Below are 22,201 nucleotides of genomic sequence, written 5' to 3'. Positions count from 1 at the left end.
ACAATTGGTGACCGTTAGATCATTTGAATGCTTAAAAGATGCGTCTGTCACGCAGCGCAGGCAAGGGGCAGTAATTGACTTATCTAGTTTGCGTCATAAATGGTTTTTTCTTCATTTTGATGACTCTGCTGTTATGATTGAATTTGGCGGTTTATCTAAGGGAGAGATAAAATCAGGAATTGAAAAAAGGACAAAGCTTGGGGCATACGACAAATAAAAAAGATAACAGCCTCAAATAGCTGTTATCTTTTTGTCTGAGATGGCCTATGAAAAATCTTTAAATAAGGCAATAAAGATGTCGCGTGATTTTTTGATCTGCTCCAGCGGCACACTGAAGGATAAACGGAAGTGCCCTTTCATCCCAAAACCGCTGCTCGGTACAATTAACAATTTATACTTTTGCGCTGCATGCACACAAAATGCGACTTCATCTTCAATTGGCGACTTCGGAAAAACGAAGAAACCGCCTTTTGGCATTTCAAATTCAAAACCGGCTTCCTTTAAAATATCAACCATGAGATCCCTGCGCTCTTTATAAGCGCTTGCGTCTATTCTTAAATCATCCATTCTCGCCACAGCCCGCTGCATCATGACAGGTGCATTTACAAATCCAAGCGTTCGATTGCAGTACACAAAAGCGTTTATCAAAAGGTCAGCATCCGGCATGCTGCTGTCTAAGCCGATATAACCGAGCCGCTCCCCTGCTATGCCGAGGTCTTTACTGAATGAGCTCGCCAAAATGACACGGTGATACGATTGAAACGGATTTGCCAGTTCTTCATCATAAATCAGCTGACTGTACGGTTCATCAAACAGCACATAGATGGTTTGGCCGTTTGTCTCTTCGATCTCTTTTAACAGAGCGCCTAGATCATCTATATTTTTCTGGCTGAGTACGGTTCCCGTCGGGTTATGCGGTGTATTCAGGATGAGACCTTTCGTCTGCGGGGTGATCGCCTGCCTGACCGCTTCAATGTCAATCTCGAACCGGGCTGTCAGCGGGCAGCTGACAGCCTTCCCGCCATAGTTCTCAATATACAATTTATATTCTGCAAAATAAGGAGCGAGAATGATGACCTCTTCTCCCGGATTTAATATACTTTTTAATGCCACATTCAATGCGCCGCCCGCACCTACTGTCATGACAACGCGCTCAGCTGAAAACTCGGCAGCAAAGCGGCCTGCCAGAAATTGCGCGACTTTTTCTCTAGCTTCAGGAAGGCCCTGATTTTGTATGTATCCGTGGTTTCCTTTTTCAGCTTCTTCTATTAATGCTCTCGTAAAGGCTTCAGGCGGTTCAACGACCGGGTTGCCGATTGAAAAATCAAACACCTGGTCATTCCCGAACTCTTTCTTCAGTCTCGCTCCTTCATCGAACAGCTTTCGAATCCACGATCCTTTATTTAGGTTCTCTTCAATTTGCCGCGATAAACCAGCCAATCTCATCTGTCCCTTCTGCACATATAAATTGAAAATTCTATCTATCTATGTTACTTCAAACAGAATTCGGATGCCACAATTTCCATATCCGGCATCTCAAAAAAACAATAAACTTGTGTAAGGCACCCTTCATATATTAAACTATTCTCATAACTATAACGTGATGGTTGGGAGGGATTTAGATGGGGCTGAGACTTATCGTATCAGTGAACTAGCGGCACTTGCCGGGGTAACGAAACGAACAGTTGATTATTATACGAATCTTGGTCTGCTGACGCCGGCCAGATCCTGTTCAAATTATCGTTACTACGATGAAAACGCACTTAAACGACTCATATTTATTGTAGATTGCAAGCAGCAGCGATTGGCCCTGTCCGATATTAAAGATCGACTGGAGAACCAGTTTCCCTCTTCAGCCATAGATCGTGATGAAATTGGAAATCTGGCATCTGAAATTGATTATATGAATCAAAACATCTCCGGAATCTTGCATCGGTTTGAACGGCTGGAGCCTGAGGATCGTGACAAGCTGAAAAGCAAACTTACACCCGAAAAGCTCGCCGTGTTCCAATCATTTATGCTGCTGTTAAGTTAAAACCATTTTACTAACAGGAGGTGTTACCTTCATTCTCATTGTAGAGTGAAGGTTCTAATTGGATATTGTTAATTTGATTTTAGTCGCCGTTTTAATCGCGCTGACGGCATTTTTCGTAGCATCTGAGTTTGCTATTATCAGGATCAGAGGCTCACGGATTGATCAGTTGATCGCGGAAGGAAATAAATCAGCCATTGCCGCAAAAAAAGTGACCACGCACCTTGATGAATATTTATCAGCGTGTCAGCTGGGAATTACATTGACTTCGATTGGATTAGGGGTTTTAGGCGAATCGACGATTGAAAGGCTTCTTCACCCGCTTTTCGTACAGATGAACATGCCAGGTTCACTGTCTCACGTCATCTCATTCATCCTTGCCTACGCCATCATTACTTTCCTGCACGTCGTTGTGGGAGAATTGGCGCCTAAGACGGTCGCAATTCAGAAAGCTGAAGCAGTGTCCATGCTGTTTGCCAAACCGCTGATTTGGTTCTACCGCATTATGTTCCCATTTATTTGGGTGCTAAACAACTCAGCACGATTATTGACGAAAGCTTTCGGCTTGGAGACCGTTTCTGAAAATGAACTGGCTCACTCCGAAGAAGAATTGCGGATTATCTTATCCGAAAGCTATAAAAGCGGAGAAATCAACCAATCAGAATTTAAATACGTGAATAAGATATTTGAATTTGACGACAGGCTCGCGAAAGAAATTATGATTCCAAGAACCGAAATTGTCAGCCTGCCGCACGATATTACGATCGCTGACATGATGGAAATCATTCAAATTGAAAAATATACCCGATACCCTGTAGAAGAGGGCGATAAAGATAATATTATCGGGGTTATTAATATTAAAGAGGTGCTGACCGCCTGCATCAGCGGCGAGGTTTCTGTTGATTCCACCATCTCTCAATTCGTGAATCCGATCATTCATGTGATTGAATCTGCGCCGATCCATGATTTGCTTGTCAAAATGCAAAAAGAAAGAGTCCACATGGCAATCCTGTCAGATGAATACGGCGGAACTGCCGGACTGGTGACCGTAGAGGACATTATTGAAGAAATCGTTGGCGAAATCCGCGATGAGTTTGATATTGATGAAATCAGCGAAATCCGCAAAATCGGCGAAGGCCATTACATGCTGGACGGTAAAGTCTTGATCGACCAAGTGAACGACCTGCTCGGCATTCATTTAGAGAATGAAGAAGTTGATACAATCGGCGGCTGGTTCCTTACTCAGAAATACGATGTTGAAAAGAACGATTCAATTATCGAAGAAGGCTGTGAATTTATTATTAATGAAATTGACGGCCACCACGTCGCTTATATTGAAGTGAAAAAGCTCGCAGCAGAAGAGCTGATAGAAGTTGGCGAGTCGAAAGAAGCATAATTTGAAAAAGACACCCTTTATTGAGGTGTCTTTTTTTATTCTGGTTCGTTTTTGACGTGATCATACCTCTTTTCTGAAAACTGCTGCTAATAAATCGGTCATCCGCGGGAACTCTAAAAAGGTGCAACTGCGAGAAAAAACGAACATCTCTGCATGATTATCGAAAAGGAGCGAAAACATGAAAGTTGTCGTAACTGGAGCAGCAGGTAAAATCGGACGCTGGGCTGTCAGAACAATATTAGAGGCCGGCCATGATGTGACAGCATCAGACAGAGTATTAAAAGAAGAATCCGCATCGAAAAAATTTATTCAAGCTGATTTACGGGATTACGGTCAGGTATGTCAGCTAATTATGGGCAGTGACGCTGTGATTCACCTTGGGAATATCCCTACAGATGTCAGGAATACATCACAGGCGATATTTGAAAATAATATGCTTGTTAATTTCAATATCCTGGAAGCCTGTAAAGATTTTAAAATCCGTAAGCTTGTGTGGGCTTCAAGTGAAACGGTGCTGGGATATCCATTTGTGCCGGACGAGCTCAGTTACCTTCCCGTAGACGAGGAGCATCCAACGATCGTAAAGTCATCTTATGCGATGGCAAAACGGCTGACCGAAATCCTCTCAGATATGTATTCAAAGCTGATCAATACACAAATTGTCACTCTCCGCTTTGCGAATATATATGAGCCTGATGAGTACGAAAAAATCCCAGGCATGCACTGGAACGAGCAGCAAAAGGATATTCAAAAGAAAAATGCATGGGCGTATTGTGATGTCAGGGATGCTGCACATGCTTGCCTTCTAGCACTCGAAAAAAACAATCTCGGAAATGACGTCTTCCATATTACTGCACCCGATACCATCATGAAAGAGCCGAGTGAAGACTTAGTAAAACGATTTTTCCCCGATGTATCTTTAAAGAGAGATATAAAAGGATATGAAACGCTGATGGCAATCGATAAAGCCAAAAAGGTCCTTGGCTATGAACCGCGTTATACATGGCGTTCTGTATTAAATAATGACGGCTCTCTTAAAGCACTGCCAGAGGATCAGCTATCATTATCAAAAATATAAACATCACAAAAAAGCAGCAGGCGATCACCGGACTCCTGCTGCTTTTTTTATATCATAATCATCTAAATTGATATCCAAATCCATTTTGAGGGCCATCTTCGCCAACTGCTCCCCCATATAGGGGCCCATTGTTAAACCAGACGATCCAAGGCCGTTTGCCACTATGATCCCATTCCAGCCGGGAAGAGATCCGATCACCGGCACATCTCCTGGTGTAAAGGGGCGTAAGCCGACTCTTGCCTCTTGAAAGGTGCTGTTTGCTAAGCCGGGAGCCATTTCTAATCCTTTGCTCAGAAGTTCCTGCAGCCCGCCAGCCGTTATCCGTACATCACGTCCGCCTATCTCATCTTCACGTGTCGCACCGATCGCTATTCTATTGTCATGATAAGCTAAAAGATATTCTTTGGAAGGCGGCATCACTGCAGGCCAGCTGTCGATATGATTTACATTCGGCACCTGCACATACACAATTTGCGCTTTTTGCACACTTACTTTGAAGCGAATTCCCAAAGGCGCTAACAATTGGTCTGCCCAAACACCGGCACAAACAATAACCTCGTCAGAAGAATAGATTTCATTACCGACAGTTACGCCTGTGACATGATTCGAATGATGTCGAAGCGCAGCATCGCCTTTTAAAATGACTGCGCCGTTTCTTCGAGCAGATCTCAATAATGTATCTCGCAGCACTTCTCCATCCACGCGGGCGGCTCCGCTTATATGAACAGAATGGTACCGTTCAGCCAGCAGAGGAAACAAATCAGCGGTTTGGTTTTCATGAAGAAAGGTAATCTCACCAATTTCCGCGGCAGCTTGTTTACGCTCCCGCACACGTTTTTCGATCTTTTCTATCTTTTCTTTATCGTGATGAATACTGAGAGCACCGACTTGAGCATAACCAATGTCCGTCTCGCCTTCTTTTCTAAGTTCTTCTATGAACCGAGGATAAAAGCGCGCTCCGTCCTTTGCCAGCCGGTACCAAGCCTGATCACGGCGAGGAGACAGCCATGGACAGATAATGCCTTTCGCTGCATGGGTGGCCTGGCCCTTATCTTTCCGATCTATAACCAGAACCTCTGCACCCATTTTGGCTAGCTGATATGCTGTTGATGCTCCCAAAATTCCAGCCCCGACTATTATAATTTTTTTCATGATTCGTAACCTTTCCCAATGATCAATACCTCATTTAGTATAGCTAATGGACCAGGAAATTATAAACAATCGGGAAATGGATGAATGCAATGACTGATGAATTAAAGTTGTTCCAGCTTCTTTTCAAGCTCTTTAATGCTGTTATTCAAAGCCTCTGTCATAGCCGCCAGCCTTTCCTTAGACGGAAGATGGGCAAAATCGGCCTGCTGCAAAGGTTTACCGATAATCAGCTTCATTTTTCCTTTTTTGAACAACGCCTTTCCGCTTGAAGGTCCTTTATAAGCGGCCGGAACAAGGGGCGCTTTCCCCATTTGCGCAATTGTCACTGCGCCTCTTTTTAAAGGCACATCCTCAGAGGTTCTTGTTCCGCTTGGGAAGATTCCGACAATTTCTCCTTCTTTCAGCAGCTTAATCGGCGTTTTAATGCTGCTTGGCCCGGGATTTTCCCGGTCTACCGGAAAGGCATGAATTTTCTGCAGAAACGAACCGATCCATTTATTTTGAAAAAGCTCTTTTTTCGCCATGTAGTGTATTTGATAAGGAAGAATCCCGACTCCGAGTGTGATCACATCAACCCAGCCAGAGTGTGTACACGCGATGACAAAACCTGAATCGGCCGGAAGGTTTTCTTTGTTATACACCTTCACTCCTCCGCGAAGAGAAAGAATAACTTTTAAAGCATTTGCACAAAACTTATACATATCGCACTTCCTTTGTCGTAATCAATGATTCTTTCTGTTACTTATTATAACAACATTTTTTATTACCTGGTACTAATTTTTAAGATTTCTCTTTTCTTAACGTCAAAAAGCTGAGGAATCATCCTCAGCTTTTTGTTATATGCCCTCTCTTGTCGGAGGCGCCATAAATTCCGGTCCGACCGGGTTTGATATCGTATGTTCCAATATGGTATTGATGTCTTTTTTATCTTCACTGCTCAGCGTCCAGCCGGTAATTTCTGATACCGCTTCTATTTGCTCAGGTTTTCTAGCCCCCCAAAGAGCGATTCCCGCTCCCGGCTGGTCTAAAATCCATCTGACGGCCAGATGAATCACTGATTTTCCATACCGTGTCTTCGCCAGCTCATCTAATTGATTGACAGCAGAAAGATACTCTCTAAATCTTGGCTTCTGGAATTTCGGATCGTGATTTCGGAGATCGTCTCCCTCAAACGATTGATCTTCTGTCATTTTTCCTGTTAACAGCCCTCTGCATAAACTGCCGTACAATAGTGTTGTCATCTGCTTGTCTTTCGCATACGGGAGCACATTCTCTTCAATTTCCCTTTCAAACAGATTGTAAGGAGGCTGGATTGTATGAAGCGGAGCAACAGCCCGAAATGTATCCATTTGTTCAACCGAAAAATTACTCACGCCGATTGCACGGATTTTCCCGGCATCATATAATTCCTTCATCACTTCTGCGGTTTCCTCTATCGGGACAAGCGGATCAGGCCAGTGCACCTGATATAGATCTATATAATCCGTCTGAAGCCGTTGCAGGGAATCCTCGACCTCCTGAATGATTCTCGCTCTGTTAGCATGGCGGAACAGCTGATTGTTTTTCCAATCCAGCGCCGTTTTAGTGGCAAGAACAACCTGATCTCTTGCCCCATGCTGCTTGATCGCCTTCCCGACAATTTCTTCGGACTGTCCGAAGCCATATGCCGGCGCGGTGTCAATCAGTGTGATCCCCTTATCAAGAGCGGCGCGGATGGTTTCGATCGATGTTTTTTCATCAGTGCCTCCCCACATGGTTCCGCCGATCGCCCATGTGCCGAGTCCAATTCGGGAGGCTTTTATTCCTGTGTCTGAGATACTGGTATATTCCATTGTGCCACTCCTTCACTTTTTCACTATGGTTTCCCTGATGGAAAAAATGTTAAACATTTCTCACCACTATCTTTCAGGGCAAATTTTCGGTACTATAGAGTAATGGTGTTTGATTACGTATTAAAAAGCCGTTTGCATGTAATGTGCAACTTTATACCTTTCTTATGCGTGTATAACATAGAGGGGAGAAAAGGCAGTGACGATCGATGAAATTTACCAAATGTACATGAATGATGTTTACAGGTTCCTGCTCTCCATGACAAAAGACAAGCATCTTGCCGAAGACTTGCTGCAGGAAACCTTTATGCGGGCATACATACACATTCACTCCTATGATCACAGCAAAGTAAAGCCCTGGCTTTTTCAAGTGGCGCGGAACGCCTTCATTGATTACGTCAGAAAGCATAAGAAAGAAGTAACCATTTCTGATGATTTGATTGGAAGTCTCTTTCAGACTGCTGTTCAGAGCCCTGCCCATCAGGTAGAGATAAAGGAAGTGCTGACTGGTTATATGTCCGAGCTCCCCGATAACTATCGGGAGGCGTTAACACTATATTATTTAAAAGAATTAAATTACAAAGAAGCATCCCATATTATGAATATTTCAGAGGCGAATTTTAAAAGTGTTTTGTTTCGTGCCAGACAGCGGCTGAAAGCACTTTATAATAGAGGTGTTAATGATGAATGAAGAATTTAAAAAGCGTTTTGATCAATATAAAAACGGTGAAATGAGCGATCAGGAAATGACCGCGTTTGAAGAGGAACTTGAGAAGCTCGAAGTGTATCAGGAACTGATTGATAGTGAGCTGCCAGACGATCATGATTGGGATGTCGACATCAGTCCTGAAAAACAAAAAGCCATTCTGGCCTACGGCAAACGGAAGTCTTATTTGCGTATTTCCGCGCTTGCCGTCATTTCGACATTAATGATTTTGCCGCTATGTACGCTGGGAAGCTACCTCTATTACGGAATGGGAGGAAAACACAGCACCGGCAATGAATTTATGGAAACTGCCGCAGTCACTGTAGCCCTGACTATGCCAAATGTTCTTGTCGATACTTCTGGACTGAAGAGCCAGGTGAAGCTGTTTGGCATGAATACAGAATTCCCGCTGCAAAAACAGATTGGCACGAAAACGGCCGCCGTGGGGAATGAACGGGTGGAAATGTTTTATGACAGAGTGAAAGCGCCGGTCGTCAACTACTATGACTTAGAAATCCATAAAGCCGGCCATTACTTTACACACCCATCAAGCGGATCTGAACAAACAACCGCAAAAGCGGAAAAAACATTAAAAACTTTGCCTGAAGGGACTGTTTCCGAGGTCTACCTTTCTTATGACCGGGCATATCCGACAAAAGAAGTGTATAAAAAATTCAGCGGCTATGATGTAAGCTTTTTGTGGAACGCGGTTGAAACAGAGAACAATACAAAGGATACTGCTTACGCAGAGCCGCTTGGCTACCCAGGGAAAGATTCAAAATTCCTGACTGCGCTTAATACAAAAGGCAAGTCGAACGGCGACCAATTTATCGATGCTTTAACTTACATATCGAAGCACGAGAAATGGGCGCAGGTCATCTCAAAACGAAAAGATTTAAAAGTGGACTCCCGCTTGGATTATGTAGAGAAAAATGGTGTTAATGTATACGGCTCAGTCGTTACAGGACCGACCAAGGAAATCCAGCGCATGCTGAAAAACAAATCAGTAAAATCAGCAAATGTCGGCGAGGTGGAATTATGGAATTGGTAAGAATTTTTAAAGAACATAATGTATTTGGCTGGATATCTGTCGGGACAGCAATTCTGTCTTTGCTCTTGCTTAATTTGGCGATTATCAGCAATGTGACCTCTTATTCTTATCAAATGCTGCCGTTTGCCATGGCCGCCGTTCCGTTTGGCGTTATCGAGCTTTTCATCAAAAGAGGACGCACGGGTCCCGGCCTGCTCGGCGTTGTACTTAATCTCTTTGTGATTATCTGTGTGTATACGATCGTATCTGTGGATACCAACTTACAGTTTGGCTTTTAGCAGAAAAGACGCCTGAAACGGCGTCTTTTTATATTACAGTTGTTTTCTGAATAAATAGCTTTCAATCGTAAATCCCATTTTATCCTTATAAAATCTGTGGGCGTCTTTGCGCTGAAGACCTGATGAAAGACTGACAAGAGGATAGCCCGCATCTTTCGCCCAGTTTGCCGCATAATCCAAAAGAAGTTTGCCGTACCCTTTAGATCTGCGAGACCCGCTTGTGACAAGATCCGCTATCCATACGTACTCTCCTTTATGAAGCGAAACCCTTGGCAGCGCGCCGCACAGCGCCCTGATCGCTTTATCCTCATATAAGGCAAACAGCATATACGACTCTTTTTGGACACAGCGTTCCAGCCTATGTAAATACGTCTCTTCATCCAGCTCTGTTCTTAATTCGTGCATCACCGGATAAGCTTCCATCCACTCTTCTCTCTTCGTTAATTGTTTGATATGAAGCATCTTATCAATCCCCTCTCCATTCGTTACAATGATGATATCCGATTTATGGCATTCACCAAATAGCCAAAACCTGAAAAAATGACCACGCCAGATGCAAAGGAGAGATAAAATGGATATCACGCCGTTTCTGGACAAAACAAGCAAAACACCGCTGTATGAACAGCTTTACACCTATTTCAAACATGAAATGATACATGCCAGAATCACCAAGGGAATGAGGCTTCCGTCAAAACGAAGGCTCTCCGGCTTGCTCGGTGTCAGCACGGCAACGGTAGAACGCGCCTACGAGCAATTAACCGCTGAAGGATATGTCAAAAGCAAGCCTAAAATCGGCTGGTTTGCGGCAGAAATTGAACCTGAGTTTCCGGCTGCTCCAGTATCATATCAACCGCCTCCTCAATTGGTCACTCATAAAGAAATAGAACCTGTTATTAACTTTCACCAAGGAAATGTCGATCCGGTCCACTTTCCCTTTAACGCTTGGCGAAAAAGCATAGTGAAAAGTCTCGATCTGTATTCTGAACAATTTCACACCTCAGGCGATCCTCAAGGAGAACCTGCACTCAGAGAAATGATAGCCCGATTTGTCAGACTGTCACGCGGTGTCAATTGTGACCCCAGCCAGATTATTATCGGAGCAGGCACTACCGCCCTTCTGCAAATTCTTTGCCTTACGCTACAGCCGGGAACAAAAATCGGTTTTGAAGAACCGGGATTTCACCGTTCAAGACGAATGTTTGAGGCCAATCACATGAACGTGATTCCCATTTGCACTGATGAAGAAGGAGTCCTGCCGGCTAGCCTTACACACGAGAGCCCGCATCTTGTCTATACGACTCCCTCGCATCAATTCCCGCTCGGGAGCATAATGACGATCGCCCGAAGACAGGAACTGTTATCTTGGGCAAAAGAGGCAAACTCATTTATTATTGAGGATGATTATGATGGAGAATTCCGCTACAGCGGGCAGCCCATTCCATCTCTGCAAGGCCTTGACCCGAATGGCAGGGTTATTTATCTCGGCACTTTTTCAAAATCATTGCTCCCTTCCTTGCGGATCAGCTATATGATTCTTCCTGCTGCACTTATTGAACCCGTAAGAAAAAATGCGCTTTTGATGAAACAGACGGTCTCTTCCCATAATCAATTGGCATTGGCAGATTTCATTGAAAACGGCGAATGGCAAAAGCATTTGAACAGGATGAGATCCTTGTATCGAAAAAAACATGCTGTTCTGCTGGAAGCGATACGAACTGAACTGGGAGACAGTGTGGAGGTTCTCGGAAAAAACTCGGGGCTTCACATCCTGCTCCGGCTCATGTTTTCAGCCAGTGAGGATGAAGCGATAAAAGCCGCTGCCAAAAACAGAGTGAATGTCTATCCGGTATCTCCATCGTACAAAAGCCAGCCGCCGTTTGTTTCTGTCTTAATCGGTTATGGAGGGCTTTCTGAAGAGGACATCCGGCTCGGTATCAAAAAGCTGAAAACCGCATGGGAGCCGCTGATGAAATCATAAAAAACAAAAAAACAGGCCCCCAGCGGAGCCTGTTTTTCTAAAAGGATATAATGCCGATTAAATTTAAGAACACAATAATAATAGCCAGCGGCACAACGAAACGGAGCAAATAAAACCATATATAAAAGAATGCTTTTCCGGGATGCGATCCTTGTCTCATTTCTGCCCACAGCTCCTGTTTGGATATTTTCAGCGGAATGAAAATAGAAATTAACAGGGCGCCTAATGGCAGCAGAACATTGCTGACAGTAAAATCGACAACGTCAAAAAACGTCTTATCAAATATGCGCACATCGCTCAGCATGCCATAAGATAAGCAAGATGGGATACCGACTAAGAAGATTAAAAACCCGCTTGTCCATGACAGTTTTTTCCTCTTTGTTTCATCGCCTTTGCCGATAATGGCTACAATCATTTCCACCATTGAAAAGGCAGAGGTCAGTGCGGCAAATAAAAATGCGACAAGAAAGCCGATGAAAAACAGGATGCCGAACGGAAGCTGTTCAAAAACGGCCGGAAGTACTGTAAACAGCAAAGTCGGACCTTCATTCGGCTCCAATCCGAAGGAGAATACCGCAGGAAAAATAGCCAAGCCTGCCAAAAGTGTCACAATGATATTCATGACGACAATGGAGGCTGCAGAACGCGGGATATTTTGCGTTTTCGGCAGATAGGAGCTGTAAGTCACCATGACCGAAACCCCCAGTGTTAACGTAAAGAAAGCCTGTCCCAGCGCAAATAAAACAGACTCCGGCGTCAAATCGCCGAAATGAGGCACAAGCAAAAATTTCACGCCTTCAATCGCATGATCCAGCGTGAGCGACCGAAGAACAAGCAGGACAAACAATATAAACAAAATCGGCATCATCACCGCGCTTACCCGTTCAATCCCTTTTTGAACCCCTCTGGCGACAACCAGCACAGTCAGCACCATAAAGATAAGCTGAGCCGCGAGCGTCTGCACGGGATTTTGAATAACAGAACCAAAAAGTGCACCGTACTGTTCCTGGGTGAGTCCGGACAGTGAACCTGATGCTGTTTTCACTATATATAGTAAAATCCATCCTCCGATAACACTGTAAAACGATAAAACTAAGAAACAAGCCGCTACGCCGACCCATCCTGTGAGAAACCAAGCTGTTCTCGGCGCTTCTTTTTTATATGCATCAATGGCATTCGTTTGGTTCCGTCTTCCAAAGATAAATTCTCCCACTAAAAGCGGATAGCCCAAGAGAATAGTAAATAGCACAAAAATAAGGAAAAAGGCGCCTCCTCCATTCGTCCCCGCTACATAAGGGAACTTCCAAATCGCGCCTAAGCCGATGGCTGATCCAGCGGCAGCCATGACGAAACCGATTTTTGAAGCCCATTGGACTGGTTTTTGCTCAGACAATGATGTCACTTCCTTTCCAGCCTATATTATCTCTTATTTTCATGCTTATTTCTATATATTCATTTGATGAGAATAGAAAAGAGAGCGGCCAGTGTAAGCCGCTCTCTTCTTTGAGAGTTATTGATTTAATTTTGAATGCTTTCTTGAATATAAGAAATAGATCGCCATGCCAATTAACAGCCATACAAGGAAGCGGACAATTGTCACCCATCCAAGATTAAAAATTAAGAACAGGCAGAAAAGAATTGCTAAGCCCGGGATAACCGGAACCCCCGGACATTTAAAAGCTCTCGGGAGATCAGGCTGTTTCTTTCTCAATACGATAACCGCCACAGAAATCAGCACAAACGCTGACAGCGTACCGATGTTTACCAGCTTGGCAAGCTCATCAAGCGGAACAAGTGAACCGAGAAGCGCCGACATAATGCCGAAAAACCAAGTCGCAACATAAGGTGTTTTATGCTTCGGATGAACCTTAGAAAGCGAGCCCGGAACCAGACCGTCACGAGACATAGCAAACATAACGCGTGTCTGTCCATAAAGCATCACAAGCATAACCGTTGTCATTCCCAAAACCGCGCCGATATCGATAATGCCTGCCACCCAGTTTTGCCCCGCGCTTTGAAGAACGAGAGAAACCGGATGATCGACGCCTGCAAACTGGGCAAACGGAACAACCCCTGTCATGATGGCTGATACAGTCACATATAAAATCGTACAAACCAATAATGAGAAAATAATTCCTTTCGGCAGATCCTTCCCAGGGTTTTTCGTCTCTTCCGCAGCAGAGGATACAGCGTCAAATCCGATAAAAGCAAAGAAAACGAGCGCCGCTGCGCTGAATACGCCGCCAAAGCCCATTGGCATAAACGGCTGCCAGTTATCCGGCTTCACGTAAACAGCTGCCACCGCAATAAATAAGAGAACGACCAGCACTTTTAAAATTACCATTATGTTGTTGACTCTTTTAGATTCTCTGATACCTAAATAAAGCAAATACGTAATCGCAAGAACGATGACAAACGCAGGCAGATTAAAAATGGTAAATGTTCCTTTTACAGCCCCCGGAGCAGCCGTTAAGGCAACCGGAAGATGAATGCCCAGCCCGGACAAAAATGATTGAAAATACCCGGACCACCCGACTGAAACGGCACTTACCGCCAGCATATACTCTAAAATTAAATCCCACCCGATAATGAAGGCCAAAAGTTCTCCCATTGTAGCATAAGTAAATGTGTACACGGAACCTGAGACAGGCACACTTGAAGCAAATTCAGCATAAGACAATGCAGCGAATAAACAAGCCAGCGCTGCGACAACAAATGAAACGGTCAGTCCGGGTCCGGCAGTTACTGCCCCTGTTCCAGTCAGTACAAAAATCCCAGTACCAATAATGGCCCCAATCCCAAGCAGTGTTAAGTCAAATGCCCCCAATTCTCTTTGTAAGGATTTTTCCCCATTTGTTGCAGCGATTAAATCTTGTATGCTTTTCTTCCTAAATACGCTTCCTTTCATTCCCCTTCAACTCCTAGCTGATGTTTTCTTTATATTTTATTTGAATTTTCTGAATTCATGAGCGGTAATGGCCGTTTTTCTTTTTTTCTACTATATTTGTACTGGTGATAAATCATTCCTTTCTCCTACTCAATATTATATATAAAAATCCGAAAATGAAAACTAAATTTTTAAAAAATTCGACAAATTTCTGCAGTAACCTATTTTCATGCACAAAAAAAAACCAGCAGATTTGCTGGTTTTTTTGTACATTATGTTGAAATAAAACGGCCGCCATTTACATGAATCGTCTGTCCCGTCATATAGGAAGATTCGTCAGATGCGAGCAAGACGTATGCCCCCGCATGCTCAACCGGCTGTCCCGGTCTGCCCATCGGTGTATCAAGTCCATGCTGTTTCACTTTTTCTTCCGGGAATGTCGCCGGAATCAGCGGTGTCCAAATCGGACCGGGCGCCACCGCATTCACTCTGATGCCTTTATCCGCAAGAGATTTGCTCATTGATCGTGTAAAGGAGACAATTGCACCCTTTGTACTGGAATAATCAATTAATGCGGTATCTCCTTCATAAGCGGTAATCGAGGTCGTATTAATGATTGCGCTACCTTCTTTCAAATGAGGCAAAGCTTTCTTTGTCATATGAAACATTGAAAAAATGTTCGTGCGGAAGGTTTTTTCAAGCTGCTCTGTTGAAATATCAAGAATACTGTCCTGCGGGTGCTGTTCAGCTGCGTTGTTAACCAAAATATCCAGCTTCCCAAAATGGTCTACGGTTTGCTGTACAGCCTGTTCACAATGCTTCTCATCTCCGACGTCACCCGGAATCAGCAGGCAGCGGACGTTTTCCTGTTCAATCTGTTTTCGCGTTTCCTCCGCGTCAGAATGTTCGTCCAGATAAAGAATGGAGACGTCCGCCCCTTCTTTTGCGTACGCGATTGCTGCCGCTCTCCCGATTCCGCTGTCGCCTCCTGTAATGATTGCGACTTTTCCTTTCAGTTTTCCGCTTCCTTTATAATCACGGTCCTCTGATAAAGGAAGAGGATTCATTTCGGACTCAATACCCGGCTGCCGGTCCTGCCGCTGCGGTTCTTGTCCTTCTGTTTGTCTGCCCATTGGGTTCATATTGATCACTCCTAGACATGATAATACTGATCGTTTACCACATCACAGAAGCGAATAAACTGCAAAATATGTTTATAAAAGTACTTCTTCAGGAATAGCCCCTGTATATTTAGCTGACGGGCGGAAAATCATGTTGTTTTCTGCTTGTTCCAGCACATGTGCGCACCAGCCTACCATTCGGCTTGCGGAAAACGTCGGTGTAAACAATTCATCATCAAAATCAATCGCCTTCATGACAGCAGCTGCATAAAATTCAACGTTTGTGTACAGCTTGCGGCCCGGTTTGTAGATGTCCAGCAAACGAATCGCTTCTGCCTCTACATGCAGCGCCAGATCCAAATCACGGTCATCGCCTGCAACCTCTTCAGCTTTCTGTCTCAAAGCTTCTGCCCGCGGATCTTTCGTCTTATACACGCGGTGTCCAAATCCCATCAGGCGTTCTCCTTTTTCAAGCTTTGCTGTCAAATACGCTGCAGCATTCGCTTTTTCTCCAATGTCTTCAAGCATTTTCGTCACAGCAGATGGAGCCCCTCCATGAAGCGGGCCTTTCATCGTGCCAAGCGCCGCGGTAATGGCCGATACCAAATCACTCTCTGTAGACAAAGTGACCCGTGCCGAGAAAGTTGATGCGTTCATGCCGTGCTCCATGGCCAGAATCATATATGTTTCAAGCGCTTTCTTTTTTGCTTCTGAAGGCTGTTCACCGGTGAGCATATAATAATAGTTTTCGACATGTCCGTACTGGGAAGATGGCTCAATGGCTTGCTCGCCGCGCACCCAGCGTTTTCTGTAAGCGATAATGGACGGCGTGATGGCAATCAGCCGAATCGCTTCTTCTATTTTTGGATAAAACGTGTACGTATTTTCCCCTAATGCTGAAACAACCGTTCTCAGTACCGACATGTCGTCCATGTTGTTTGGCAGCGACTGAATCAAACGCCCGATACGGTAAGGCAGGTTTCGCTCCGCAATCAGCTTTTTTTCAAATGTCTGTAATTCATCTGATGCCGGCAGTTTTCCAAATAAAATCAAGTAAGCGGCTTCTTCAAAGCTGTGATGCAGCGCGATGTCTTTTGCATGATGCCCTCTGTAGATAAGCCGGCCTTTTTCGCCGTCAATATGGCTGATTGATGTGTCCACACATGTAATTCCCTTTAATCCGTAATGTACCATTTGTATTCCCCCTATCCTTTTCTGTTATTATAGTAAATATAATATTTAAAAAATATTGAATATTTTAAAGGGAATTAATTAAAAATCTTAATCAGAGGGAGAATGGAAATGGATTTCAAATGGCTTCACACCTTTGTGACCGCAGCGAAATATGAAAACTTCAGAAAAACAGCAGAAACGCTTTTTTTATCTCAGCCCACTGTAACCGTTCATATCAAGCAATTAGAAAAAGAAATCAGCTGCAAGCTGTTCGAGCGAAAAGGCAGGCAGATTCAGTTAACCGATGAAGGCAGGGCTTATTTGCCATTCGCACTGAGGCTGCTTGATGACTATGAAAACAGCATGGCAGAGCTCCACAGAGTGAGACAAGGCTACTCTCAAACCTTACAGCTCGCGGTTTCGCCGCTTATCGCCGATACCGTGCTTCCATCTGTTATGAAACGATACACTTCAATGAATACCGAAACAGAAATTGCAGTGAAAATTTTTGAATCGGCAGAAATCTCATCTCTGATTAAAGCCGGCGAGGCGGATATCGGACTGAGCTGTTTAAAAGTCCAGTCTTCTTCTTTAACATGCCACTGTTTATATAAGGACCCTGTCGTCCTCGTTGCGCCTCCTGATCAGCGTTTCACATCAGACGAAGAAATTGATGCCAAAGAGGTGCTTGAGCAATACCTGCTTTTGACCCACAATCACCCTGACTACTGGGACGACTTACTCCGTCAAGTCAGAGTGACTTTTCCATTTGTGAGAACAATGAAAGTCACACAAACCCATATAACGAAACGGTTTATAAAAGAAGGACTTGGCGTTTCATTCCTCCCCTTATCTACAGTAAAGCGCGAATTAGAGGAAAAACAGATGATCAGAATCCCTTACCATTCTGTGCAGCTGCCCTATGCCGGTGCTTATGCGATCGCCCTTTATGAAAATAAGAAGGAAAAAAAGTTTTTGGACTTTTTATCACATTTTCATTTTTAAATGTAACCAAAACGAAGATGCTCCGTCTAATGAAAAAAACCCGTTCTATGAACGGGTTACTTCGTAAAATTAGAATCTTTTCGCACCGAGGTAGCGAGGCTTCCAGTAGCTGTTGTTCAGGCTGCTGATTTGTACGCCGTCAGATCCTGCATGAACGAAACTGTTGTTTCCAATGTAAATCCCCATGTGAGAAGGGCCGGATTTATATGTTGTAAAGAATACGAAATCACCGACAGACGGGCTGGCAATGCTCTTCATGGAACTCCAGTATCCCGCAGTGCTCGTTCTTGCCACACTTGTTTGTTTGTTTAATACGTACCAAATGAATCCGCTGCAGTCAAAACCGGAAGTTGTTGTTCCGCCCCATTTGTACGGCGTTCCAGTTAGCGCTTTTGCATCAGAAACCAGTTTGCTTACGTTAAGTGATGTAGATGATACTTTGCTGCTTGAACTAGATGAAGGCTTAGAGGAAGTGACAGGTTTAGAACTTGTTCCTTTCACCTTCAATACTTGTCCGACATAGATTAAATCTGATTTTAAGCCGTTGAGACTCTTTATTTTGCTAACCGTTGTGCCGTATTTTTTCGCGATTTTAGATAGACTGTCGCCGCTTACTACTTTGTATGTAGAAGTTGCAGACGTAGACACGCTTGATGAGCCGGAGCTGCTTGAACTGCTTGAGCCCTTCACTTTCAGAACTTGTCCGATACGCAGAAGATCTGATTTTAAGCCGTTCAGTTTTTTCAGTTCATTGATCGTCATGCCGTATTTTTTCGAAATTTTCCAAAGACTGTCGCCGCTCACTACTTTGTATGTAGAAGAAGATGAACTGCTTTTTGAACCTGATGCTGCCGATTTACCGTTAATAGATAAAGTCTGCCCTGCGTAAATAATATCAGAATGAAGCTTGTTTTCTGATTTAATTTTACTTATTGTGGTGCCGTATTTTTTTGAAAGATCCCATAACGTGTCGCCTTTTTTCACTTTGACGCTTTGTGCAGATGCCGCTCCTGCAAATAAGGTCGATCCTAAAACTACTGCTGTTGTAGCTGTAATGATTTGCTTTTTCATGTTTTCCTCCCTAAATATGTATATCTATTATTATCTCTTTTTTTTAATTAATCATCTTGTTTTCTATTATAAGGATGGATTCCCAACAGAAATAGTCTTGACTTCACGTGACAAATTTCTTAATTATTCGTTTTCAAAAAAAGTTTTTAAGGGTATTAAATATTTCATTTTCATTTCAAAGGTGACAAAAAATGAGTGCTTTTGTCATGTTTTTTGGGCGGTTTATCAACATTTAGGAAATAATTGAAGAAGATTTTGAGGATTATGACATAGCGAAAGAATGTGGAACTTATAGGTTTCGATAAAAACTGCGGGCATCCGCAGTTTTTTTATTTAAACAACCATATCACGCATAAACCATGAGGTAAAGATTTTTCAGAAAAAATGAATGCTTTGATGAAAGAAAGGCAAGATAACGGACACAGACAATTTATATTCATCACAATCCTTTACTTAATGTTTACAGGATCAACAGCCGCACTTAACAAACATTCCATATCGTAATAAGCAGAACAAATTAAAGGAGGCCTGCAAAAAAATGAGTCTGTTTCAAAAAATGAAATCAAAATTGCTGCCAGTCGCAGCTGTTTCCGTGCTTACAGCCGGTATATTCGCCGGTGCAGAGCTGCAGCAGACCGAAAAAGCAAGCGCCAAAAAACAAAACAAAGATGAGATCAGAAATGTCATTGTGATGATTGGGGATGGCATGGGAACATCATACATAAATGCCTACCGTTCCATGAAAAATAACGGTGAAACACCGAACAACCCAAAGTTAACTGAATTTGACCGGAACCTGACAGGCATGATGATGACGCACCCGGATGACCCTGACTATAATATTACAGATTCAGCAGCCGCCGGAACAGCATTAGCGACAGGCGTTAAGACATATAACAATGCAATTGGTGTCGATAAAAATGGAAAAAAAGTAAAATCTGTGCTCGAAGAAGCCAAACAGCAGGGCAAATCGACTGGGCTTGTCGCAACGTCTGAAATTAACCACGCCACACCCGCAGCATACGGCGCCCACAATGAATCGCGGAAAAACATGGACCAAATCGCCAACAGCTATATGGATGATAAAATAAAAGGCAAACAAAAAATTGACGTTTTGCTTGGCGGCGGAAAATCCTACTTTACCCGCAAGGACAGAAATGTAACGAAAGAATTTAAACAAGCGGGCTACAGCTATGTGACAACAAAACAAGCGCTGAAGAAAAATAAAGACCAGCAGGTGCTCGGGCTTTTTGCAGACGGAGGGCTTGCTAAAGCGCTCGACCGCGACAGCAAAACCCCATCCCTGAAAGATATGACTGTTTCAGCAATTGACCGGCTGAATCAAAATAAAAAAGGATTTTTCTTGATGGTCGAAGGCAGCCAAATTGACTGGGCCGCTCATGACAATGATACTGTCGGAGCCATGAGCGAGGTTAAGGATTTTGAACAGGCCTATAAAGCCGCTATTGAATTTGCGAAAAAAGATAAACATACGCTTGTGATTGCAGCTGCTGATCATACGACAGGCGGATTTACCATCGGTGCAAACGGCGAAAAAAATTGGCATGCGGAGCCGATTTTGGCCGCGAAAAAAACACCTGAGTTTATGGCCAAAAAAATCAGCGAAGGCAAACCGGTCAAAGATGTGCTCGCCCGCTATACAGATCTGGATTTCACACGTGAAGAAATGAAAAGTATTGAAGCCGCTTCACAGGCTGACAAAAGCAAAGGCGCCTACAAAGCCATCATCAAGATTTTCAACACCCGCTCTAACAGCGGCTGGACCAGTACCGATCACACCGGTGAAGAAGTGCCGGTATATGCGTACGGCCCTGGAAAAGAGAAATTCAGCGGACTGATCAACAATACCGACCAGGCAAAAATCATATTTAACATTTTGAAAACAGGTAAATAAAAAGGATGCAGAAAACTGCATCCTTTTTTCCTATAAATACCTGCGGTGAACCCCTTTTCCGTCATACGAAAACATCACTTGCTTATCCTCCAGCACAGATTCGATATGCACGCTTCTTCCCCACAGCTGGTATAAATAAGGAAGCACTTTCTCCAAGTATTTCAAATCCAGTTCTATGCCCTCATACCAATGCTTAATTAAGAGCTCATTATTTTTCAGATAATCGCCTTCGTTTACTGTCAAATACGGAAATCCTCCGTTTACCCGCATGCTCACAAGCTGGTCGCGGACAGCCTCCCACTCTTTATCGACGATTTTGTAGTCTCTGCCCTGCTTTTGGAACAGGTAAAGATCCTCGCGCATCACTAAATCTTTTGTTAAATAATTGCGGATGAATGAGATATCTGATTCAATCTCTCTGACCTCAAACATTTTCTCCCGGCCTGAGTTCGGCTTGACGCCTATTTTCTTCATTTCCTCAGTCGGATTGTTATACCGTTCCTCAATATCTTCAAAAATCTTCAGTCCCAAATAATAAGGATTGATTCCTGTTTTTGACGGCTGGACAACCCCGGCATTCAGCTTGGCGAACTCTATCGCTTCATCAGAGGTTAAATCAAGCTCCCGGATAATTCTTTGATGCCAGTATGAAGCCCATCCTTCATTCATAATTTTCGTTTCCAGCTGAGGCCAGAAATAAAGCATTTCTTCTCTCATCATCGTCAAAATATCACGCTGCCACGGCTCAAGTTCCCTTGAATGCTCTTCAATAAAAAGCAGAATATCTTTCTCGGGCCGCGGCGGGAAAGGTTTTTTTGATTTTTTCAGTTGTTTTTTCGGTTTCTTTCCATCTAAATTCCATAGATCATCGTACGGCGTAGCCATTTCCTCAAACTCTTCTTCCTCATCATCCACACTCCACTGGAGCTTCGGACGCACCAAAGAAGGATCGATATGCTCCTGGATTGAAAGGATCGCGTCTAAAAAGGCCTCCACTTCCTTTATTCCGTGAATCCGTTCATAATACTTAATTCGCTCTGCCGTTGCCGCCATGCTTTCCACCATGTCACGCTTCGTGTTTTGGAAGCGGCAGTTGTTTTTGAAAAAGTCACAGTGGGCGAGAACATGGGCGACAATCAATTTATTTTGTATCAGTGAATTGCTGTCCAGCAAAAAGGCGTAGCATGGGTCTGAGTTAATGACAAGCTCATAAATTTTGCTTAATCCAAGGTCATAATGCAGTTTCATTTTATGAAACTGTTTCCCGAAGCTCCAGTGGCTGAATCTTGTCGGCATCCCGTACGCGCCGAATGTATAAATAATTTCAGCCGGGCAGATTTCATATCTCATCGGATAGAAATCAAGGCCGAATCCTTTTGCAACTTCGGTAATTTCCTCAATTGCCCGCTGTAATCCCTTTTTCTCCTCCGCGTTCAACCGAATCCCCCCTACTTGGACTTATCTATAATGTATGAGCCCGCCTGATAAAAGATGATAAGTCACATTTTTGCCTGAAAAAAACTCGCCCT

21 protein-coding genes are annotated in these 22,201 nt (G+C 43.7%); 10 read left to right on the top strand and 11 right to left on the bottom strand.

Annotated elements, in window-relative coordinates:
* Positions 1–7: 7 nt before the first annotated feature.
* Positions 8–217 (top strand): hypothetical protein, encoded by a 210-nt coding sequence (locus tag P3L57_RS05185; protein WP_139127430.1) that lies wholly within the window; start codon positions 8–10, stop codon positions 215–217.
* Positions 218–264: 47 nt separating this feature from the next.
* On the opposite strand, the gene P3L57_RS05180 is transcribed toward P3L57_RS05185, so the two are convergent.
* Positions 265–1,446, bottom strand: coding sequence for a pyridoxal phosphate-dependent aminotransferase (locus tag P3L57_RS05180; protein ID WP_069486311.1), 1,182 nt, complete (start codon positions 1,444–1,446; stop codon positions 265–267).
* 157 nt (positions 1,447–1,603) lie between these two features.
* On the opposite strand from P3L57_RS05180, the gene P3L57_RS05175 reads away from it, so the two are divergent.
* The 3 genes from P3L57_RS05175 (at position 1,604) to P3L57_RS05165 (ending at position 4,506) form a co-directional block, all read left to right on the top strand.
* Positions 1,604–2,035 (top strand): Cu(I)-responsive transcriptional regulator, encoded by a 432-nt coding sequence (locus P3L57_RS05175; protein WP_059293210.1) that lies wholly within the window; start codon positions 1,604–1,606, stop codon positions 2,033–2,035.
* 58 nt (positions 2,036–2,093) lie between these two features.
* Positions 2,094–3,428, top strand: a complete 1,335-nt coding sequence (locus tag P3L57_RS05170; protein WP_044156594.1) for a hemolysin family protein — start codon at positions 2,094–2,096, stop codon at positions 3,426–3,428.
* Positions 3,429–3,606: 178 nt separating this feature from the next.
* Positions 3,607–4,506, top strand: a complete 900-nt coding sequence (locus P3L57_RS05165) for an NAD-dependent epimerase/dehydratase family protein (protein ID WP_044156596.1) — start codon at positions 3,607–3,609, stop codon at positions 4,504–4,506.
* 24 nt (positions 4,507–4,530) lie between these two features.
* Here P3L57_RS05165 and P3L57_RS05160 read toward each other — a convergent pair whose 3' ends face one another.
* From P3L57_RS05160 to P3L57_RS05150, 3 genes are all read right to left on the bottom strand, one after another.
* Positions 4,531–5,658 (bottom strand): NAD(P)/FAD-dependent oxidoreductase, encoded by a 1,128-nt coding sequence (locus P3L57_RS05160; protein ID WP_069486310.1) that lies wholly within the window; start codon positions 5,656–5,658, stop codon positions 4,531–4,533.
* A gap of 101 nt (positions 5,659–5,759) precedes the next feature.
* On the bottom strand, positions 5,760–6,359 hold the full coding sequence (locus P3L57_RS05155; protein WP_044156599.1) for a 1-acylglycerol-3-phosphate O-acyltransferase: 600 nt from the start codon (positions 6,357–6,359) through the stop codon (positions 5,760–5,762).
* 135 nt (positions 6,360–6,494) lie between these two features.
* Complete coding sequence (locus tag P3L57_RS05150; protein WP_069486309.1) at positions 6,495–7,490, bottom strand: aldo/keto reductase; 996 nt, start codon at positions 7,488–7,490, stop codon at positions 6,495–6,497.
* A gap of 196 nt (positions 7,491–7,686) precedes the next feature.
* Here P3L57_RS05150 and sigM point away from each other — a divergent pair, with 196 nt between their 5' ends.
* From sigM to P3L57_RS05135, 3 genes are read left to right on the top strand one after another with little or no spacing between them, the layout of a single operon-like run.
* On the top strand, positions 7,687–8,178 hold the full coding sequence (sigM, locus tag P3L57_RS05145) for an RNA polymerase sigma factor SigM (RefSeq protein WP_024120735.1): 492 nt from the start codon (positions 7,687–7,689) through the stop codon (positions 8,176–8,178).
* Positions 8,168–9,244, top strand: coding sequence for an anti-sigma factor (locus P3L57_RS05140; RefSeq protein WP_083244443.1), 1,077 nt, complete (start codon positions 8,168–8,170; stop codon positions 9,242–9,244). The genes sigM and P3L57_RS05140 overlap by 11 nt, the downstream gene beginning before the upstream one ends.
* Entirely contained in the window at positions 9,232–9,522 is a 291-nt protein-coding gene (locus P3L57_RS05135; RefSeq protein WP_024120733.1) for a hypothetical protein, read from the top strand. Before P3L57_RS05140 ends, P3L57_RS05135 begins: the two co-directional genes overlap by 13 nt.
* Before the next feature lie 33 nt (positions 9,523–9,555).
* On the opposite strand, the gene P3L57_RS05130 is transcribed toward P3L57_RS05135, so the two are convergent.
* Positions 9,556–9,984 (bottom strand): GNAT family N-acetyltransferase, encoded by a 429-nt coding sequence (locus P3L57_RS05130; protein ID WP_059352612.1) that lies wholly within the window; start codon positions 9,982–9,984, stop codon positions 9,556–9,558.
* A 109-nt stretch (positions 9,985–10,093) separates the two neighbouring features.
* Between P3L57_RS05130 and pdxR the strand changes: the two genes are divergently transcribed.
* A complete protein-coding gene (pdxR, locus tag P3L57_RS05125) occupies positions 10,094–11,500 on the top strand; it encodes a MocR-like pyridoxine biosynthesis transcription factor PdxR (protein ID WP_069486308.1) in 1,407 nt (468 codons plus the stop codon).
* 37 nt (positions 11,501–11,537) lie between these two features.
* Here the strand turns inward: pdxR and P3L57_RS05120 are convergent, their stop codons facing one another.
* The 4 genes from P3L57_RS05120 to citA form a co-directional block, all read right to left on the bottom strand.
* Positions 11,538–12,893: a sodium-dependent transporter gene (locus P3L57_RS05120; protein ID WP_059352610.1), complete on the bottom strand. Its 1,356-nt coding sequence runs from the start codon at positions 12,891–12,893 to the stop codon at positions 11,538–11,540.
* A 117-nt stretch (positions 12,894–13,010) separates the two neighbouring features.
* The gene (bcaP, locus tag P3L57_RS05115; protein WP_069486307.1) at positions 13,011–14,408 is read right to left on the bottom strand and encodes a branched-chain amino acid transporter BcaP; all 1,398 of its coding nucleotides are present in this window, start codon (positions 14,406–14,408) and stop codon (positions 13,011–13,013) included.
* A gap of 251 nt (positions 14,409–14,659) precedes the next feature.
* Positions 14,660–15,529, bottom strand: a complete 870-nt coding sequence (locus P3L57_RS05110) for an SDR family oxidoreductase (protein WP_069486306.1) — start codon at positions 15,527–15,529, stop codon at positions 14,660–14,662.
* Positions 15,530–15,601: 72 nt separating this feature from the next.
* A complete protein-coding gene (gene citA, locus P3L57_RS05105) occupies positions 15,602–16,702 on the bottom strand; it encodes a citrate synthase CitA (protein WP_069486305.1) in 1,101 nt (366 codons plus the stop codon).
* 108 nt (positions 16,703–16,810) lie between these two features.
* Between citA and citR the strand changes: the two genes are divergently transcribed.
* On the top strand, positions 16,811–17,686 hold the full coding sequence (gene citR, locus P3L57_RS05100) for a transcriptional regulator CitR (RefSeq protein WP_024120726.1): 876 nt from the start codon (positions 16,811–16,813) through the stop codon (positions 17,684–17,686).
* Positions 17,687–17,755: 69 nt separating this feature from the next.
* On the opposite strand, the gene lytE is transcribed toward citR, so the two are convergent.
* Positions 17,756–18,757, bottom strand: a complete 1,002-nt coding sequence (gene lytE, locus P3L57_RS05095; protein WP_024120725.1) for a peptidoglycan endopeptidase LytE — start codon at positions 18,755–18,757, stop codon at positions 17,756–17,758.
* A gap of 538 nt (positions 18,758–19,295) precedes the next feature.
* Here lytE and phoA point away from each other — a divergent pair.
* Complete coding sequence (gene phoA, locus P3L57_RS05090; RefSeq protein ID WP_059336445.1) at positions 19,296–20,672, top strand: alkaline phosphatase PhoA; 1,377 nt, start codon at positions 19,296–19,298, stop codon at positions 20,670–20,672.
* Between the two features lie 30 nt (positions 20,673–20,702).
* Here phoA and spoVR read toward each other — a convergent pair whose 3' ends face one another.
* Positions 20,703–22,109, bottom strand: a complete 1,407-nt coding sequence (gene spoVR, locus P3L57_RS05085; RefSeq protein WP_069486304.1) for a stage V sporulation protein SpoVR — start codon at positions 22,107–22,109, stop codon at positions 20,703–20,705.
* Positions 22,110–22,201 lie beyond the last annotated feature (92 nt).

Source organism: Bacillus sp. B28 (assembly GCF_029536185.1).
Taxonomy (GTDB): Bacteria; Bacillota; Bacilli; order Bacillales; family Bacillaceae; genus Bacillus; species Bacillus halotolerans.
Note: the sequence above shows the minus strand (reverse complement) of the source record. Positions and strands in the feature narration are given on the sequence as shown.